This is a genomic window from Siccirubricoccus sp. G192, assembly GCF_019084075.1.
Classification (GTDB): domain Bacteria; phylum Pseudomonadota; class Alphaproteobacteria; order Acetobacterales; family Acetobacteraceae; genus G192.
In genome coordinates this window covers 1,798,418-1,813,471 of record NZ_JAHREN010000001.1, presented here as the reverse complement: position 1 = coordinate 1,813,471, position 15,054 = coordinate 1,798,418, and the positions used below count along the sequence as shown (strand labels likewise).

13 protein-coding genes are annotated in these 15,054 nt (G+C 72.3%); 6 read left to right on the top strand and 7 right to left on the bottom strand.

Going from position 1 to position 15,054, the window contains the following annotated elements:
• The first annotated feature begins 158 nt into the window (after positions 1–158).
• The 4 genes from lpxC (at position 159) to ligA (ending at position 5,898) form a co-directional block, all read left to right on the top strand.
• On the top strand, positions 159–1,121 hold the full coding sequence (lpxC, locus tag KSF81_RS08600; protein WP_217378624.1) for a UDP-3-O-acyl-N-acetylglucosamine deacetylase: 963 nt from the start codon (positions 159–161) through the stop codon (positions 1,119–1,121).
• Between the two features lie 81 nt (positions 1,122–1,202).
• The gene (locus tag KSF81_RS08595; protein WP_375293315.1) at positions 1,203–2,123 is read left to right on the top strand and encodes an outer membrane protein assembly factor BamD; all 921 of its coding nucleotides are present in this window, start codon (positions 1,203–1,205) and stop codon (positions 2,121–2,123) included.
• Positions 2,087–3,766 carry a DNA repair protein RecN gene (gene recN, locus KSF81_RS08590; RefSeq protein WP_217378623.1) on the top strand — a complete coding sequence of 560 codons (1,680 nt, stop codon included), beginning with the start codon at positions 2,087–2,089 and terminating at the stop codon, positions 3,764–3,766. Before KSF81_RS08595 ends, recN begins: the two co-directional genes overlap by 37 nt.
• Positions 3,767–3,780: 14 nt before the next feature.
• Entirely contained in the window at positions 3,781–5,898 is a 2,118-nt protein-coding gene (gene ligA, locus KSF81_RS08585; RefSeq protein WP_217381620.1) for an NAD-dependent DNA ligase LigA, read from the top strand.
• Here ligA and KSF81_RS08580 read toward each other — a convergent pair whose 3' ends face one another.
• The 4 genes from KSF81_RS08580 to KSF81_RS08565 all read right to left on the bottom strand — a co-directional run bounded on the left by KSF81_RS08580 (position 5,899) and on the right by KSF81_RS08565 (position 9,658).
• A complete protein-coding gene (locus KSF81_RS08580; protein WP_217378622.1) occupies positions 5,899–6,870 on the bottom strand; it encodes a serine hydrolase in 972 nt (323 codons plus the stop codon).
• Between the two features lie 235 nt (positions 6,871–7,105).
• A complete protein-coding gene (locus tag KSF81_RS08575) occupies positions 7,106–7,405 on the bottom strand; it encodes a hypothetical protein (protein ID WP_217378621.1) in 300 nt (99 codons plus the stop codon).
• A 28-nt stretch (positions 7,406–7,433) separates the two neighbouring features.
• Positions 7,434–7,919, bottom strand: a complete 486-nt coding sequence (locus KSF81_RS08570; RefSeq protein WP_217378620.1) for a hypothetical protein — start codon at positions 7,917–7,919, stop codon at positions 7,434–7,436.
• The gene (locus KSF81_RS08565; protein WP_217378619.1) at positions 7,889–9,658 is read right to left on the bottom strand and encodes an aminopeptidase P family protein; all 1,770 of its coding nucleotides are present in this window, start codon (positions 9,656–9,658) and stop codon (positions 7,889–7,891) included. The genes KSF81_RS08570 and KSF81_RS08565 overlap by 31 nt, the downstream gene beginning before the upstream one ends.
• 198 nt (positions 9,659–9,856) lie before the next feature.
• On the opposite strand from KSF81_RS08565, the gene KSF81_RS08560 reads away from it, so the two are divergent.
• Together KSF81_RS08560 and KSF81_RS08555 are read left to right on the top strand one after the other, a co-directional pair.
• On the top strand, positions 9,857–10,123 hold the full coding sequence (locus KSF81_RS08560) for a DUF1127 domain-containing protein (protein ID WP_217378618.1): 267 nt from the start codon (positions 9,857–9,859) through the stop codon (positions 10,121–10,123).
• Between the two features lie 354 nt (positions 10,124–10,477).
• Positions 10,478–11,434, top strand: coding sequence for an MFS transporter (locus KSF81_RS08555; RefSeq protein WP_217381619.1), 957 nt, complete (start codon positions 10,478–10,480; stop codon positions 11,432–11,434).
• A 65-nt stretch (positions 11,435–11,499) separates the two neighbouring features.
• Here KSF81_RS08555 and KSF81_RS08550 read toward each other — a convergent pair whose 3' ends face one another.
• From KSF81_RS08550 to KSF81_RS31130, 3 genes are read right to left on the bottom strand one after another with little or no spacing between them, the layout of a single operon-like run.
• Complete coding sequence (locus KSF81_RS08550) at positions 11,500–12,420, bottom strand: 50S ribosomal protein L11 methyltransferase (RefSeq protein ID WP_217378617.1); 921 nt, start codon at positions 12,418–12,420, stop codon at positions 11,500–11,502.
• Positions 12,420–14,627 carry an ATP-dependent helicase gene (locus KSF81_RS08545; protein ID WP_217378616.1) on the bottom strand — a complete coding sequence of 736 codons (2,208 nt, stop codon included), beginning with the start codon at positions 14,625–14,627 and terminating at the stop codon, positions 12,420–12,422. The genes KSF81_RS08550 and KSF81_RS08545 overlap by 1 nt, the downstream gene beginning before the upstream one ends.
• Positions 14,624–15,028: a pentapeptide repeat-containing protein gene (locus tag KSF81_RS31130; RefSeq protein WP_375293314.1), complete on the bottom strand. Its 405-nt coding sequence runs from the start codon at positions 15,026–15,028 to the stop codon at positions 14,624–14,626. Before KSF81_RS31130 ends, KSF81_RS08545 begins: the two co-directional genes overlap by 4 nt.
• Positions 15,029–15,054: the final 26 nt, after the last annotated feature.

The following is a 15,054-nucleotide window of genomic DNA, read 5'->3' as shown; positions in this document are numbered from 1 at the left end:
CTGTCCGGGCGATATTGCGCTGCAATAATCCAGCAAAAACAAAGCCTTGCAGCGTAATATGAGGAAACAAGGCTTGACTCGCGGACCCGGGGGCGAAGTGTCACTTATCCCCCCGGGTGCCCTGCCTGCCATGGCGCTCCAAGGAGACAGGGTCGCGCATGGACGGGTATATTCCGCTTGAGACAGGCCGCCGCCGGACGCTGAAGGCCGCTATCGGCTGCGTCGGCATCGGCCTGCACAGCGGCCGGCGTGTGGCCCTGACCTTGCGTCCGGCCGCCTCCGGCACCGGCATCCTCTTCCGCCGCACCGATATCGGCATCGAGATTCCCGCGCTTTTCGACCAGGTGGTGGATACCCGCCTCTGCACCGCCCTCGGCGCCTCCGAGGCGCCGGAGCACCGGATCGGCACGGTCGAGCATGTCATGGCGGCGCTGGCCGGCTGCGGCGTCGATGACGCCATCATCGAGTTGGATGGGCCGGAAGTGCCGATCCTGGATGGTTCCGCCGCCCCCTTCGTCTTCCTGATCGACTGCGCCGGCCTCACCGCCCAGGCCGGCTTCGGCCCCGCCGAGGCGATCGAGGTGCTGCGCCCGGTCCGGGTGCAGGAAGGCAGCGGCCCGGATGCCGCCTGGGCCGAACTCGCCCCCTCGGGCGGGGAGCGGCTGGAAGCCTCCCTCACCATCGATTTCCCGACCACCGCCATCGGCCGCCAGTCGCTCTCGCTGCGGCTCACGCCGCATGCCTTCCGCGCCGCGCTGGCCGATGCCCGCACCTTCACTCTGGCCGAGGACATCGCCCGGCTGCGCGGCGCCGGACTGGCGCAAGGCGGCTCGCTCGACAATGCCGTGGTGGTGGATGGGCCGCTGGTGCTGAACCCGGGCGGGCTGCGCCGCCCGGACGAGTTCGTGCGCCACAAGCTGCTGGATGTGGTGGGCGACCTGGCGCTGGCCGGGGCGCCGTTGCGCGGCCGCTTCGGCGGCCACCGTTCCGGCCATGCGCTGAACAACCGGCTGCTGCATGCCCTCTTCGCGGACCCGGCCAATTGGCGCCCGGTGCCCGGCCACATGGCCGAGGGTGCCGCCGCCCGGCTGCCGGCCGCCGCCGCCCCGGCGGTCGCCTGAAGCCAGCACCTGCGCGGCCGGCCCATGTGGACCGACGCGGCATCATGCTATAGAGCCGGCCCCTCCCCGACCGACCGGACCATGATGATCCGACGCTCCATACCCCTGCTCGCGCTTTTCCTCGGCCTCACGGCCCTGCCCGGCTGTTCCTGGTTCCAGAACTGGGATGGGCGCATGACCTCGCTCAACGCGCCGCGCGGCGCCGCCAACGCGACGCTCGACCAGTCGCCGGAGGGGCTCTACGCCGCGGGGGTGGAGGCCTTGCAGGCCCGCCGCTACCCGCAGGCGGTCGAGCTCTTCGACCAGGTGGAGCGCGACCACCCCTATTCGACCTGGGCCACCAACGCCAAGATCATGGCGGCCTATGGCGACTACATGCGCAACCGCTACACCGAGGCGATCGGCGCGCTGGACCGCTTCATCCAGCTCCATCCGGCGCATCGCGACACCGCCTATGCCTATTACCTCCGCGCGCTCTGCTACTACGAGCAGATCGCCGATGCGCAGCGCGACCAGCGCGGCACGGAACAGGCCATGGCGGCGCTCCAGGATGTGGTGAACCGCTATCCCGACACCGCCTATGCCCGCGACGCCCGGCTCAAGATCGATCTCGGCCGCGACCACCTGGCGGGCAAGGAGATGAATATCGGCCGCTTCTACCAGCGCCAGCGGCTCTATGCCGCGGCGATCGGCCGCTTCCGCCGAGTGGTGGAGGAATACCAGACCACCAACCATGTGCCCGAGGCGCTGCACCGCCTGACCGAGCTCTACCTCACCCTCGGCCTGACCGAGGAGGCGCGGCGCACCGCCTCGGTGCTTGGCCATAATTTCCCCCGGCAGCCCCTGGTACCAGGACAGCTACGCCCTGCTGGTAGAGGGCGCGCCGCCGGCGGAACAGGACCGTCCAGGCTTCGCCCGGCGCGCCTGGAACTGGGTCTTCTAGCGGCGCCAGGCCGCGCCGCGCGATGCTGGCCTCCCTCGCGATCCGCGATGTCGTGCTGATCGAAAGGCTCGATCTCTCCTTCGGCCCCGGCCTCACGGTGCTGACCGGGGAGACCGGGGCCGGGAAATCCATCCTGCTGGACAGCCTCGGCCTCGCCTGCGGCATGCGGGCGGAGGCGGGCATGGTGCGGCTCGGCCAGTCGCAATGCTCGGTCGCCGCCGGCTTCCTGCCGCCGGAGGGGCACCCGGCCTTCAGCCTGCTCGCCGACCAGGAGATCGAACCGGAGGAGATGCTGGTGCTGCGCCGCGTGGTGCAGGCCGATGGCCGCTCCCGCGCCTTCGTCAACGACCAGCCGGTGGCCGTGGCGCTGCTGCGGCGACTGGCCGCCACGCTGGTCGAGGTGCAGGGCCAGCACGACCAGGTGGGCCTGGCCGACCCCGCCACCCATGCCGGGCTGCTGGATGCCTTCGGCGGGCTGGAGCCGCGGCGCCAGGCCGTCGCCACCGCCTGGCGCGCCTGGCGGGACGCGGAGCGGGCGCTCACCGAGGCGCGGGCCGCGATCGCCGCGGCGCAGCGGGATGAGGAATTCCTCCGCCATGCGGTGGAGGAACTCTCCGCCCTCGCCCCGGAGGAGGGCGAGGAGGAGGAGCTTTCCCGGGAACGCCAGCGCCTGCAGCAGGGCGAGCGGCGCAACGAGACCATCGCCACCGCGATGTCCGAATTGCAGCCGCGCGACCGCCGCCGCGGCGGCCCCGGCGATGCGCTGCGCGGGGCCGCCCGGGCGCTGGAACGGCTACCGGCGCCGAACGAGGAGGCGCAGCCGATCCTGACGCATCTCGCCATTGCCCAGGATGCGCTGGCGGAGGCGGAAACCCTGCTGGAGCGCCTGTTGCAGGAAGGCGGCCCCGACCCGCGCCGGCTGGAGCAATTGGAGGACCGGCTGTTTGGCCTGCGCGCCGCCGGCCGCAAGCATGGCGTGCCGGTGGTGGAATTGCCGGCGCTGCTGGCCAGCCTGAAGGAGCGGCTGGGCGCGCTGGATGCCGGCACCGGCCGGGTCGCGGCGCTGGAAGCCACGGCCAAGGCGGCCCGCGCTGCCTATCTCGCCGCCGGCCAGGCGCTCTCCGAGGCAAGGCGGGAGGCGGCGGGGCGGCTGGAAGCGGCGCTGGCCAAGGAATTGCCGCCGCTCAAGCTCGACCGCGCCCGCTTCGTGGTGGAGGTGGCGGCGCGCGAGGAATCCGGCTGGGCGGCGGATGGGCTGGACCGCGTCACCTTCCTGGTCTCGACCAATCCCGGCCAGGCACCGGGGCGGCTGGAAAAGATCGCCTCGGGCGGCGAGCTGTCGCGGCTGATGCTGGCGCTGAAGGTGGTGCTGGCGCGGGGCTCGCCGGTGCCGACGCTGATCTTCGACGAGGTGGATGCCGGCATCGGCGGCGCCACGGCGGCGGCGGTGGGCGACCGCCTGGCGCGGGTGGCGGAGCGGTTGCAGGTGCTGGTGGTGACGCATAGCCCGCAGGTGGCGGCGCGCGGCGCGCAGCAGTTGCGCGTGGCCAAGCGCCTGAAGGGCGAGCGCGCGGCGACCCTGGTGGAGCCGCTGGACAAGCGGGAGCGGCGGGAGGAAATCGCGCGGATGCTGGCCGGCGAGCGGGTGACGGATGCAGCGCGGGCAGCAGCGGATAGTTTACTGACGGGTGGGCTGCTGTGACCTCGGCCGCGGTGTTGCGCAGCCGCCCGCCCGAGGCGCTGACCGAGGCGGAGGCGGCCGAGGAACTGGCCGCGCTGGCCGCCGAGATCGCCGGGCACAACCGCGCCTATTACGAGCAGGACGCGCCCACCGTCAGCGATGCCGAATACGACGCGCTGTTCCGCCGCAACGCGGCGATCGAGGCGCGCTTCCCGGAATTGCTGCGGGAGGACAGCCCCTCCCGCCGGCCGGGCGGGGCGGCGGCAGAGCACTTCGCGAAAAGCCGGCATGGCGTGCCGATGCTCAGCCTCGACAATGCCTTCGATGCGGCGGATTTCACCGAATTCTGCGCCCGCATCCGCCGCTTCCTCGGCCTGCCCGCCGAGGAGGTGCTGCGCTTCGTGGGCGAGCCGAAGATCGACGGGCTTTCCGTCAACCTGCTCTATGAGCGCGGCCGCTTCCGGCGCGGCGCGACGCGCGGCGACGGCACGGTGGGCGAGGATGTCACCGAGAATCTTCGTTCGCTGCGCAGCCTGCCGCAGCGCCTGGCCGGCCCCTGCCCCGACAGCATCGAGATCCGCGGCGAGGTCTTCATGGAGAAGGCCGAATTCCTCGCCTTCAACGCACAGCAGGCGGAACGCATCGCCGCCGGCGAGCGCGGCCTCAGGGTCTTCGCCAATCCGCGCAATGCCGCTGCCGGCAGCCTGCGCCAGCTCGACCCCGGGATCACCGCCCAGCGCCCCCTGAAGCTCTTCGCCTATGCCATGGGCGCGGCGAGCGAGGCGCCGGCGGCGACGCATTGGGACTATCTGGCGCGGCTGCGGGACTGGGGCTTCGAGGTGAACCCGCTCTCCCGCCTGCTGCCCGATGCGGAGGCCGCCGCGGAATTCCAGCAGGAGATGGCGGCAGCGCGGGCCGGCCTCGCCTATGACATCGACGGCGTCGTCTACAAGCTGGACCGGCTGGACTGGCAGGCGCGGCTCGGCTTCGTCGGCCGGGCGCCGCGCTGGGCCATCGCCTGGAAATTCCCGGCCGAGCAGGCCACCACCACCCTGGAGCGCATCGAGATCCAGGTGGGCCGCACCGGCGCGCTGACGCCGCGGGCGGTGATGCAGCCGGTGAATGTCGGCGGCGTCATCGTGATGCATGCGACCCTGCACAATGAGGACGAGATCGCCCGCAAGGATGTGCGGATCGGCGATACGGTGGTGCTGCAACGGGCCGGCGACGTGATCCCGCAGATCGTCTCCGTCGTGCTGGAGAAGCGGCCGGCCGGGAGCACGCCCTTCGCCTTCCCCGAGACCTGCCCCGCCTGCAGCAGCCATGCCGTGCGGGGGCCGGGCGAGGTGGTGCGGCGCTGCACCGGCGGGCTCATCTGCCCGGCCCAGACGGTGGAGCGGCTGCGGCATTTCGTCAGCCGCAACGCCATGGATATCGAGGGGCTGGGCGAGGAGAACATCCAGAAGCTCTTCGACGAGGGGCTGGTGCGCAGCCCGGCCGATATCTTCCGCCTGGCGCCGCATGCCGCGCGGATGCGGCAATGGGAAGGCTGGGGCGCCAAGGCGAAGCGGCCGGAGGAATCGAAGAAGGTGCCGAACCTTCTCGCCGCCATCGAATCCCGCCGCCACCCGGCGCTGGAGCGCTTCATCTTCGCCCTTGGCATCCGCCGCATCGGCGAAGCCAATGCCAAGCTGCTGGCGCGGCACTACCGTTCCTTTCCGGCCTGGCGGGAGGCGATGCTGGCGGCGCGCGTCATCGGCTCCGAGGCGCGGGAGGAATTGGGCAGCATCCAGGGCATCGGCCCCGCCATCGCGCAGGAACTGGTGGATTTCTTCGACGAGCCGCGCAACCTGGCGGCGCTGGACGACCTCGCCACCGAGGTGACGCCCGAAGCCGCCCCCGCCGCGACCGAGGCCGACGGCCCCTTCGCCGGCCGCAGCCTGGTCTTCACCGGCACGCTGGAGACGCTGACCCGCGACGAAGCCCAGGCGCGGGCGGAATCGCTCGGCGCCAAGGTGACGAAGAGCGTCTCGAAGAAGACGGATTTCGTCGTGGTCGGCGCCGATGCCGGCAGCAAGGCGGCGAAGGCGCAGGAGCTTGGGGTGCGGGTGCTGAGCGAGGCCGAGTGGCGGGAGATGGCCGGGCTCGGCTGATCAACTCAGCATCTCGACCGTGCGGCGCAGCACCGCCGCGACCGCGTCCTTGAAGGCATCCAGCCGGGCCGCGTTCCCGGCTTCCGGGCCGCTCCAGGTCAGGGTGAAGCAGAAGGTGGCGGGGCGGCCGCACACCACCATCTGCCCGGCCACCGCCACCGCGTTGCTGTCCTGCCAGAAGATGCTGCCACCCTTGGCATAGGCGGCGATGCCGGGCGGCACCACCATGGCGATCGCATCGCCCATCGCCTGCACCCGGCGGAATTCCGTCAGCGACTCCGGCCGCTGGAAATAGGCCCCGGCCAGGACCCGCTGATACCAGCCGACCAGCTCCGCCGCGGTGCTGACGCTCGTCTCATAGGGGTTCACCGGCGGGCGCGGCGGGCCGACGGGCTGCTCCAGCGCGCGCTGGACGCCGACCCAGCCGAGATCGGCGCCGGGCGGCGCGCCGGCCATGGCGGTGAACATCCGGCGCGTCGAGGCCGGGATGCGCGTGGCCCGCAGCCCCGCCCGCTCGACCACGGCGCGCACCCGATCCACGTCGATGACGCGCATGGCCGCGTCGGTGGCGGTATTGTCGCTATGGGTGATCATCGCTTCCAGCACGGAGCGCGCGGTGGTGCTGCCGGAGAGGTGGTCGAAGACCGGGCTGATGAGGGAGCGGACCTCGTCATCGATCGCCACCTGCTCCGCCAGCCTGCGGCGGCCGGCCTCCACCTCCTGCAGCCAGGCGGCGAGGACGAAGGTCTTGAAGCAACTGCCGACGAAGGCCGGCCGGTCCGGCTGGTGGGCCAAGCGCCAGGCACCGGCCGGGGCTTCCGCCTCGACCAGCAGGGTGGTTTCGTCGGGCAGGGCGGCATAGTCCCGCAGCGCCGCCTGCAAGGCGGGGTCGGCGGGCGCCCCGGCGCCGGGCTGCGCGACAGCGCCGGCGGGCAGGGCCGCGGCGGCGAGCACGAGGGTCCTGCGGCGCATGGCGGCTTGCCTTTCAGGTCACGGGCGGCGGCCGCCCGATACGACTGTCCTTGGTTGCATCGCCGAGCGTCAACCGCAACCCGGCCCCATCGCCGCGCCGCCCGTCACGACCGCGAGACGGAGACCGCTTCCCGCAGCCGCGCTTTGGCTGCCCGAAGGAGCAGCCCATCTCCGATACGTCGCTTCCGTTGCGATATTGCCGTGATCCAGGTCGCTTCCCGGACGCCAGGCGAGGTCACTCCAGCACCACCCCCAGCGCCTGCCGCAGCGCCCCCACCGGATCGCGCCCCTTGCCCGTGGAGACCAGCGCCCGATGCGCCCCCGCCCGCAGCAGATGCCGCGCGCCGGGCAGCAGGGCCGAGGCCACCGGCACCAACCCGTCATTCGGCCCGCCGCCGCGCCGCTCCACCCAGCGGGCCAGCGGCAAATACCGCCGGTCCGGGCCCTGGGCGGTTTGCGCCTCCAGCCGGGTGGCGCAGCAGAGCACCGGCAGCCGCTGCATCAGCGTGGCGACCGCCGCGGCATTTGCGCCCATCCAATCGGCGCGGGCTGCCGTCGTGAGGTCATGCAGCCCCTCGCCGCCGCCCAGGCCCAGGCGGCGCAGGATGCCCCCGGCAGCCCGATGCAGGGGGCGGGCGGCGACCAGCGCATCCGCGACGGGGGGAGCCGAGGAAGGGCGACTGCAAGGCGATGAAGGCACGGCACGGCCCGGAGGCTTCCGGGTCCAGCAGTGCCGCCAGGGCCTCCAGCCCGCCCTTGCTATGCGCGACCAGCACGGCCGGGCGGGGATCGGCCGCCAGCGCCGCCCGCAGCCGCCGGGCATTCTCCGCGACCGGCGCGGCGGTCGGCACCAGCACCACCGCCGCCGGGATGCCGAGGCCGCACAGCCAGTCCCGCTGCGCGCCCATGTAATCCAGGCCGAACCGCCGGAAGCGCGCTACCACCTCGCCCAGCAGGCCATAGGCCAGCAGGACGCGGCAGCCGGCGAGGCGCGCGGCAAGCGCGGCATCCCCCTCCGTTACAGCGGCGCGCAGGCGCCGCGCAGCCATGTCGCCGTCGCCGCATCGCAGCCCGGGGCAACCTCCGCCAGCACGCGGGCATGGTAGGCATCCACCCAGGCGCGTTCCGCCACGGTCAGCATCGCCGGGTCGATCAGGTGCCGGTCATAGGGGGCCAGGGTCAGCGTCTCGAATTCCAGGAATGGCTTCACCTGGTCCGGCTGCGCCGCCGCCTCGCGGGTGAGGAGCAGGTTCTCGATGCGGATGCCGTATTGGCCGGGCAGGTAATAGCCGGGCTCATTGGACAGGATCATCCCCGGCGCGATCGGCACCGGCTTCGCCGCGCGGCTGAAGGCCACCGGCCCCTCATGCACCGAGAGGAAGCTGCCGACGCCATGGCCGGTGCCATGGTCGTAATCCAGCCCCGCCTGCCAGAGCGGCTGCCGCGCGATGGCATCGAGGTGCGGCCCCGCCACCCCCTTCGGGAAGCGCAGCACCGAGAGCGCGAGATGGCCCCGCAGCACGCGCGTATACCGCTCGCGCAGCAGGGCCGGCGGCGCGCCGGGGCCGGTCCAGAGCGTGCGGGTCACATCCGTGGTGCCGTCGCGGTACTGGCCGCCGCTGTCGATCAGGTAGCATTCATCGCGGCGGATCGGCCGGTCGCTTCCGGGGGTGGCGCGGTAATGGATGATGGCGCCGTCCTCGCCGGCGCCGGAGATGGCCGGGAAGCTCTCGGCCTGGAACAGCGGCACCTCCTGCCGGAACGCGAGCAGGCGGTCGGCAGCGCTGATCTCGGTTTGGCCGCCTTGCGGCGCCTCGGCCGCGAACCAGGCGAGGAAGCGGGCCAGCGCCACCGCATCGCGCCGATGCGCGGCGCGGGCGCCTTCCTGCTCCACCGGGTTCTTGCAGGCGCGCGGCAGGCGGCAGGGATCCTCGCCCGGCACCACCTCGGCCCCGGCTTCCCGCAAGGTGGCGGCGAACCAGGCGGGCGTGGCCTCCGGGTCGAGGCGCACGCGCTTGCCGGCCAACCCGCGCAGCGCCGCGGCGAGTTCGGCACGCGGCCGCACCACCACGTCGTTGCCGAGATGCGCCCGCGTCTCCGGCGGCACCTTGCCGGGGTCGAGATAGACCTCGGCGGAGCCGTCGGCGCGCAGCAGGGTGAAGCCGAGCGCCAGCGGGGTATGCGCCAGGTCGCCGCCGCGGATGTTCAGCAGCCAGGCCAGGGAATGCGCATCCGCGAGCACGGCCGCATCCTCGCCTGCCTCGCGCAGCAGGGCGGCGGCCTCGGCCCGCTTGGTGGCGGCCGGCTTGCCGGCATAGTCGATCGGGTGCGGCAGGGCGGGCGCGGCGGGCGGCGCCGGCCGGTCCTGCCAGATGGCATCGAGCGGATTTTCCGGCAGCGGCACCAACGTCACGCCCGGCGCCTCCAGCCGCTTCAGGGCGGCCTCCGAATGCAGCCAGGGGTCGTAGCCGATGCGGCGCCCGGCGGCGTGCTGCTTCAGCCACTCCGCGGGCGGTTCCTCGGTGAGGTGGCGACGTTCCCAGAGCGCCGGGTCGGTCTGCTGCGCCACCTGGGTGGTGTAGCGGCCATCGGTGAAGACCGCGGCGCGGTCGGCCAGCACCACGGCCAGCCCGGCGCTGCCGGTGAAGCCGGTGAGCCAGGCCAGGCGCTCGCCGGAGGGCGGGACATATTCGCCCAGATACTCGTCGGAGCGCGGCACCAGGAACCCATCGACGCCTAGCGTGGCGAGTTCGGCGCGGAGCGCGGCGAGGCGGCTGGCTGGGGTCACGTCGGGCGATTCCTTGCCATCAGGTTAATCGAAAAAGCTGGCACCCACGAAATATCATGCGTCCCGTGCATGGCTCGGCTGCCGGCTTGGCGCGGAGAATGCTGCGCTGCCGGGTCTATGTCATCCCGGTGCGATGCGGCAGAGGCCGGATCGCGCCGCCGGGCCGAACGGACCCGTGCGAATGCTGGAACGCTGAACATGGACGCCCGCCGCACCACCCCCGAGCTTTCCCTCGCCGGGACCCTTCGCCTCGCCCTCGCCCATATCGGAGACCGGCTGCTCGCCTGGCCGCGCCGGCAGCGGCTGCTGGCGGAGCTGAATGCCCTCTCGCCGCGCGAGCTGGCCGATATCGGCCTCACCCGCGGCGATTTTGCCCGCGTGCTGGACATGCCGGTGGCGCCCCGCCCCGCCGCGCCGGCACCCTCCCGCGCCCGGCTGGGCAAGGGCGCCGCGCTTCCGGCCTGAGGGCCGGCGGCCGTTGCGCCCCTCCGGCTGTCGGACAGGAGACCGTTGCGTAACGCATGGCAGGGTCGGCGCTCCTTGCGGTTGCGCCGGGGCGCGCCCGGCCCTCTCATGATGCAATGCCGTTCGCAATCTGGGCCGTGGTCGCCGCGGCGGCCGCCTCCATCAGCCTCGCCCTCGGGGCGCGGCAGACCTTCGGGCTGTTCCTGCTGCCACTGGCGGCCGAGCAGGGACTCTCGCCCGCCGTTCTCGGCACCGCGGTCGCCTTCCACAACCTGGTCTGGGGGCTGAGCCAGCCCTTCACCGGCGCGCTGGCCGACAAGCACGGCGCCGGCCGCGTCATGGCCGGGGGGCGCGCTGCTCTTCTCGGCCGGGCTGGCCCTCCCGGCGCTGTTTCCCGGCGTCTTCACCATCCTCTTCGGCATCGGCCTGCTGACCGGCCTCGGCGTCTCCTGCACCGGCACCGGGGCGGCGCTGGCCGCGGTCGGGCGCGCCGTGCCGCCGGAGCGGCGGGGCGAGATGATCGGCCTGGCCAGCGCCGGCGGCTCGCTCGGCCAGGCGGCCATGGTGCCGCTGGCGCAGAGCCTGCTCGGCAGCCTCGGCGCGGTGGTGACGCTCGGCATCCTGGCGCTGACCATGCTGGTGATCCTGCCGGTCGCGCGCAGCATCGAATGGGGGCCCCCGGCGCAGCAGGCCGGGCCGGCGCCGACGGGGCTCGCCGGGTTGCCGGATCTGGCGCGCATGGCGCTGCGCGACCGCGACTTCGCGCTGCTGACCGCGGGCTTCTTCGCCTGCGGCTTCCAGCTCGCCTTCCTGACCATGCACCTGCCCTCCCATGTCACGCTCTGCGGCCTGCCGGCGGGGCTCGGCGCCATGGCGCTGATGACGATCGGGCTGTTCAACATCCCCGGAAGCTGGCTCTGCGGCCGGGTGAGCAATTACATGCGGCCGGAGCTGGCGCTGGGCTGGATCTACCTGCTGCGCTCGGTCGCCATCGCCTGCTACATGCTGGCGCCGCCGAGCGAGTTCGGCACGCTGGTCTTCGCGGCGGTGATGGGCTTCGTCTGGCTGGGCACCATTCCGCTGACCAGCGCGGCCATCTCGCGGCGCTTCGGCGTGGTGGACCTCGGCGCGCTCTACGGGGTGTGCTTCCTGTCGCACCAGCTTGGCGGCTTCCTCGGCGCCGGGGCCGGGGCGGTGCTGCTGGAGGTGATGGGCAGCTACGCCATCTTCTGGCCGGTGATGATCCTGGTGGGGCTGGCGGCCACCATGATGAACTGGATGGCGCGGCCGCCGGAGCGGGTGATGGCCTGAGCGGCCCGGTCGTCCGCAGGCGAAGCCGGAGGGCGTGAACCGGTCCGCAAGATAAAACCGCCGGCTCAGCCTTTCCGCAGCACCAGCGTCGTCCAGGGCCCGATATCCAGCCGCCGCTCCAGCATCAACCCCTGCCGCCGATGCGCCGCCAGCACCATGCGCGCCTGGGTGCCGAGCAGCCCCGCCAGGATCGCCGTGCCGCGGGGCGCCAGGTGCTGCGCCAGGTCATACGCCATGGCGCAGAGCGGCCGGGCCAGGATATTGGCGAAGATCAGGTCGTAGCGCCGGCCGCGCAGCATCCGGTGCCGCCAGCCATCCGCAAGCCGCGCCGAAACCAGCCGCTGCACCCCGTTCAGCCGCGCATTCTCGGCGGCGACGCGCACCGACCAGGGCTCGATATCCGTCGCCAGCACCGGCCGGCGCAGCAGCTTCGCCGCCGCCATGGCCAGGATACCGGAGCCGGTGCCAAGATCCAGCATCCGCCGTGGCCGCCGATGCGCCACCTGCTCGAAACCCAGCAGGCAGCCGCGGGTGGAATTGTGCTCGCCGCTGCCGAAGGCCAGGCCGGCATCGAGGCGCAGCACCACCCGGCCGAAGACGGTAGGGTTGGGCAGATGCGTCGGCCGCACCAGGAAGCGGCGGCCGATGGGCTGTTCCGGAAAGCTCTCCACCGTGCGCGCCAGCCAGCCCTCGGCCTCGATCGGCGCGGAATGCAGCGCGGGTGGGTCGATGCCCGCCACCAGGGCGGCCAGGGCCAGCGCGCCGGCCAGTTCCGCATCGCCGGCCCCGGCCTCGCGCAGGCCATCCACGCGCCAGGTGTCGGTGGCCTCGTCGCGGAAATAGCCGACCGTGGCGCAGGCCGTCTGCAAGGCCGCCTCGAAGGCCGGCACGGCCTGTTCCGGCAGGCCCTCGATGGAGAGCGCCTCCAGCGGCTCGGTGCGGCGGCGGGAGAGCGGGGTCGGCCATTCGGGGCCGGTGGCGGGCATCACGCCTTCTCCACGAAACGGTCGAGCACGCGCTTCTGCCCGGCCTTCTCGAAATCGATCTCCAGCTTGTCGTCCTCCACCGCGGTGACGCGGCCATAGCCGAATTTCTGGTGGAAGACGCGCTGGCCGATACCGATCGCCTCGGCCCGCACCGGGCGTTCCTGCACCTCCCAGGCGCCGGCCTCGATGACGCGCGGCTTGCGTGCCATCAGCCCGCCGCCGGCAAAGACCGAGGGCATCTGCGCCATGCGGTTCCGCGCCATGGCGCCGCTGCCCTCGCGCTCGATCTGGTCCGGCGGCAGCTCATCGAGGAAGCGGCTGGGGATGGAGCTGGACCAATTGCCGTAGATGCGGCGATTGGCGGCGCAGCTCACGATGGCCTGCTTGCGCGCCCGGGTCAGGCCTACATAGGCGAGGCGCCGCTCCTCCTCCAGCCCCTTCTCGCCGCCCTCGTCCAGCGCACGCTGATGCGGGAAGAGGCCCTCCTCCCAGCCGGGCAGGAAGACCATGTCGAATTCCAGCCCCTTGGCGCCATGCAGGGTCATGATGGAAAGCCGGTCGCCCTCGGCGTTCTCGTCGTTCTCCATCACCAGCGCGACATGTTCGAGGAAGCCGGCCAGGCTTTCGAACTCGCCGAGCGCGCGGATGAACTCCTTCAGGTTCTCCAGCCGGCCGGGCGCCTCGGGCGACTTGTCCTGCTTCCACATCTCGGTATAGCCGCACTCGTCCAGCAGGGTGGCGGCCACCACCACATGCCCGTCGCGCGGCAGCGCCTCGCGCCAGCGGGCGAAGCCCTGGAACAGCTCGCGCAGCGCCTGGCGCGGCTTCGGGCGCAGCGTGTCGGTCTGCGCCAGGCGCTCGGCGGCGGCATAGAGCGGCATGCGCCCCTCGCGCGCGATCTGGTGCATGGCGCGGAGCGAGGTATCGCCGAGGCCGCGCTTCGGCAGGTTCACGATCCGCTCGAAGGCGAGGTCGTCGGCCGGCTGCGCCAGTACGCGGAGATAGGCGAGCGCGTCGCGCACCTCCTGGCGTTCGTAGAAGCGCAGCCCGCCGATCACCCGATAGGGCAGGCCGAGCGTGATGAGCCTTTCCTCGAAGGCGCGGGTCTGGAAGCCGGCGCGGACCAGGATGGCGATCTCGGCGAGGCTATGGCCGGAGCGCCGCGCGGCCTCGATCCGCTCGCCCACCATGCGCGCCTCCTCCTCGCTGTCCCAAAGCGAGACGACGCGCACCTTCTCCCCCTCGGCATCGCGGCGCCCGGCGCGCAGCGTCTTGCCGAGCCGGCCCGCATTATGCGCGATGAGATGCGAGGCGGCGGCGAGGATCGGCTTCGTCGAACGGTAATTGCTCTCCAGCCGCACCACCTTGGCGCCCGGGAAGTCCTTCTCGAAGCGGAGGATGTTCTCGATCTCGGCGCCGCGCCAGGAATAAATTGACTGGTCATCATCGCCTACGCAACAAATATTCCTATGCCCCTGCGCCAGCAGACGCAGCCACAGGTACTGCACCAGGTTGGTGTCCTGGTATTCGTCCACCAGGATGTAGCGGCAGCGGCGCTGCCAATCCGCCAGCACCTCCGGGTGGCCGCGGAAGATCTCCACCATATGCAGCATCAGGTCGCCGAAATCGGCGCAATTGAGGTCGCGCAGCCGCGCCTGGTAGGCGGCATAGAGGGCGCTGGCGCGGCCATTGGCGTAGTCGGTGTCCTCGGCCGGCGTGACCTTGCCGGGCGCCAGGCCGCGATCCTTCCAGCGCTGGATCGCCGCCATCAGCCCCGGCGCCGGCCAGCGCTTGAGGTCCACCGCCGCCGCCTCCATCACCTGCTTCAGCAGCCGCAACTGGTCGTCGGTGTCCAGGATGGTGAAGGCGGAGGTCAGCCCCACCAGCTCCGCATGGCGCCGCAGCATCCGGGCGCAGAGCGCGTGGAAGGTGCCGAGCCAGAGCCCCTCCGCGGGCCGGCCGAGAATGGCCGCCACCCGTTCCCGCATCTCCCGCGCCGCCTTGTTGGTGAAGGTGACGGCGAGCACCTGGCCGGGAAAGGCGCGGCCTGTCATCAGCAGATGCGCGAAGCGGGTCGTCAGCACCCGCGTCTTGCCGGTGCCGGCACCGGCCAGCACCAGCACCGGGCCGTCCAGCGTCTCCACCGCCTCCCGCTGTTCCGGGTTGAGGCGGGCCAGGTAGTCGGGCTGCGGGGCCGGGACGCTCATCGGCAGCTTCCAATCGAGCCGGTGTCGCAGATGCGCTTGCCATCCGTCCAGCGGGCGCCGTCCAGCGTGGCATTCAGCAGGTCCGTGCCGTCGAGCCGCGCCCCGGTGAGATCGGCGCCGCTGAGGTCGGCGGCGAAGAGCCGCGCCCGGCGCAGGTCGGCATGCTGCAACTGCGCGCCGCGCAGCACGGTGCGGGTCATCTCGGCATTGCTCAGCACGGCGCCTTGCAGATCGGCGCCGGTGAGGTCGGCGAAGCCGAATCGCACATTCAGCCCATCCACCTTCTGCAACTGCGCCCCCGCCAGCTTGGCCCGGCTCAGCGAGGCATCGCGCAGCACCGCGCCGGTGAGATCGGCCCCGGCCAGGTCGCGGCCATCCATCAGGCAGCGCCGCCAGTCCACGCCCGGCCCAGGCTGGCTGGTGCAGG

Coding starts and splice junctions, on each gene's coding strand:
- KSF81_RS08545 (WP_217378616.1), bottom strand. CDS start 14,627: ATGAGCGTCCCGGCCCCGCAGCCCGACTACCTGGCCCGCCTCAACCCG.
- KSF81_RS08560 (WP_217378618.1), top strand. CDS start 9,857: ATGGACGCCCGCCGCACCACCCCCGAGCTTTCCCTCGCCGGGACCCTT.
- KSF81_RS08595 (WP_375293315.1), top strand. CDS start 1,203: ATGATGATCCGACGCTCCATACCCCTGCTCGCGCTTTTCCTCGGCCTC.
- recN (WP_217378623.1), top strand. CDS start 2,087: ATGCTGGCCTCCCTCGCGATCCGCGATGTCGTGCTGATCGAAAGGCTC.
- KSF81_RS08580 (WP_217378622.1), bottom strand. CDS start 6,870: ATGCGCCGCAGGACCCTCGTGCTCGCCGCCGCGGCCCTGCCCGCCGGC.
- KSF81_RS08570 (WP_217378620.1), bottom strand. CDS start 7,919: ATGGCTGCGCGGCGCCTGCGCGCCGCTGTAACGGAGGGGGATGCCGCG.
- KSF81_RS08550 (WP_217378617.1), bottom strand. CDS start 12,420: ATGCCCGCCACCGGCCCCGAATGGCCGACCCCGCTCTCCCGCCGCCGC.
- lpxC (WP_217378624.1), top strand. CDS start 159: ATGGACGGGTATATTCCGCTTGAGACAGGCCGCCGCCGGACGCTGAAG.
- KSF81_RS08575 (WP_217378621.1), bottom strand. CDS start 7,405: ATGGGCGCAAATGCCGCGGCGGTCGCCACGCTGATGCAGCGGCTGCCG.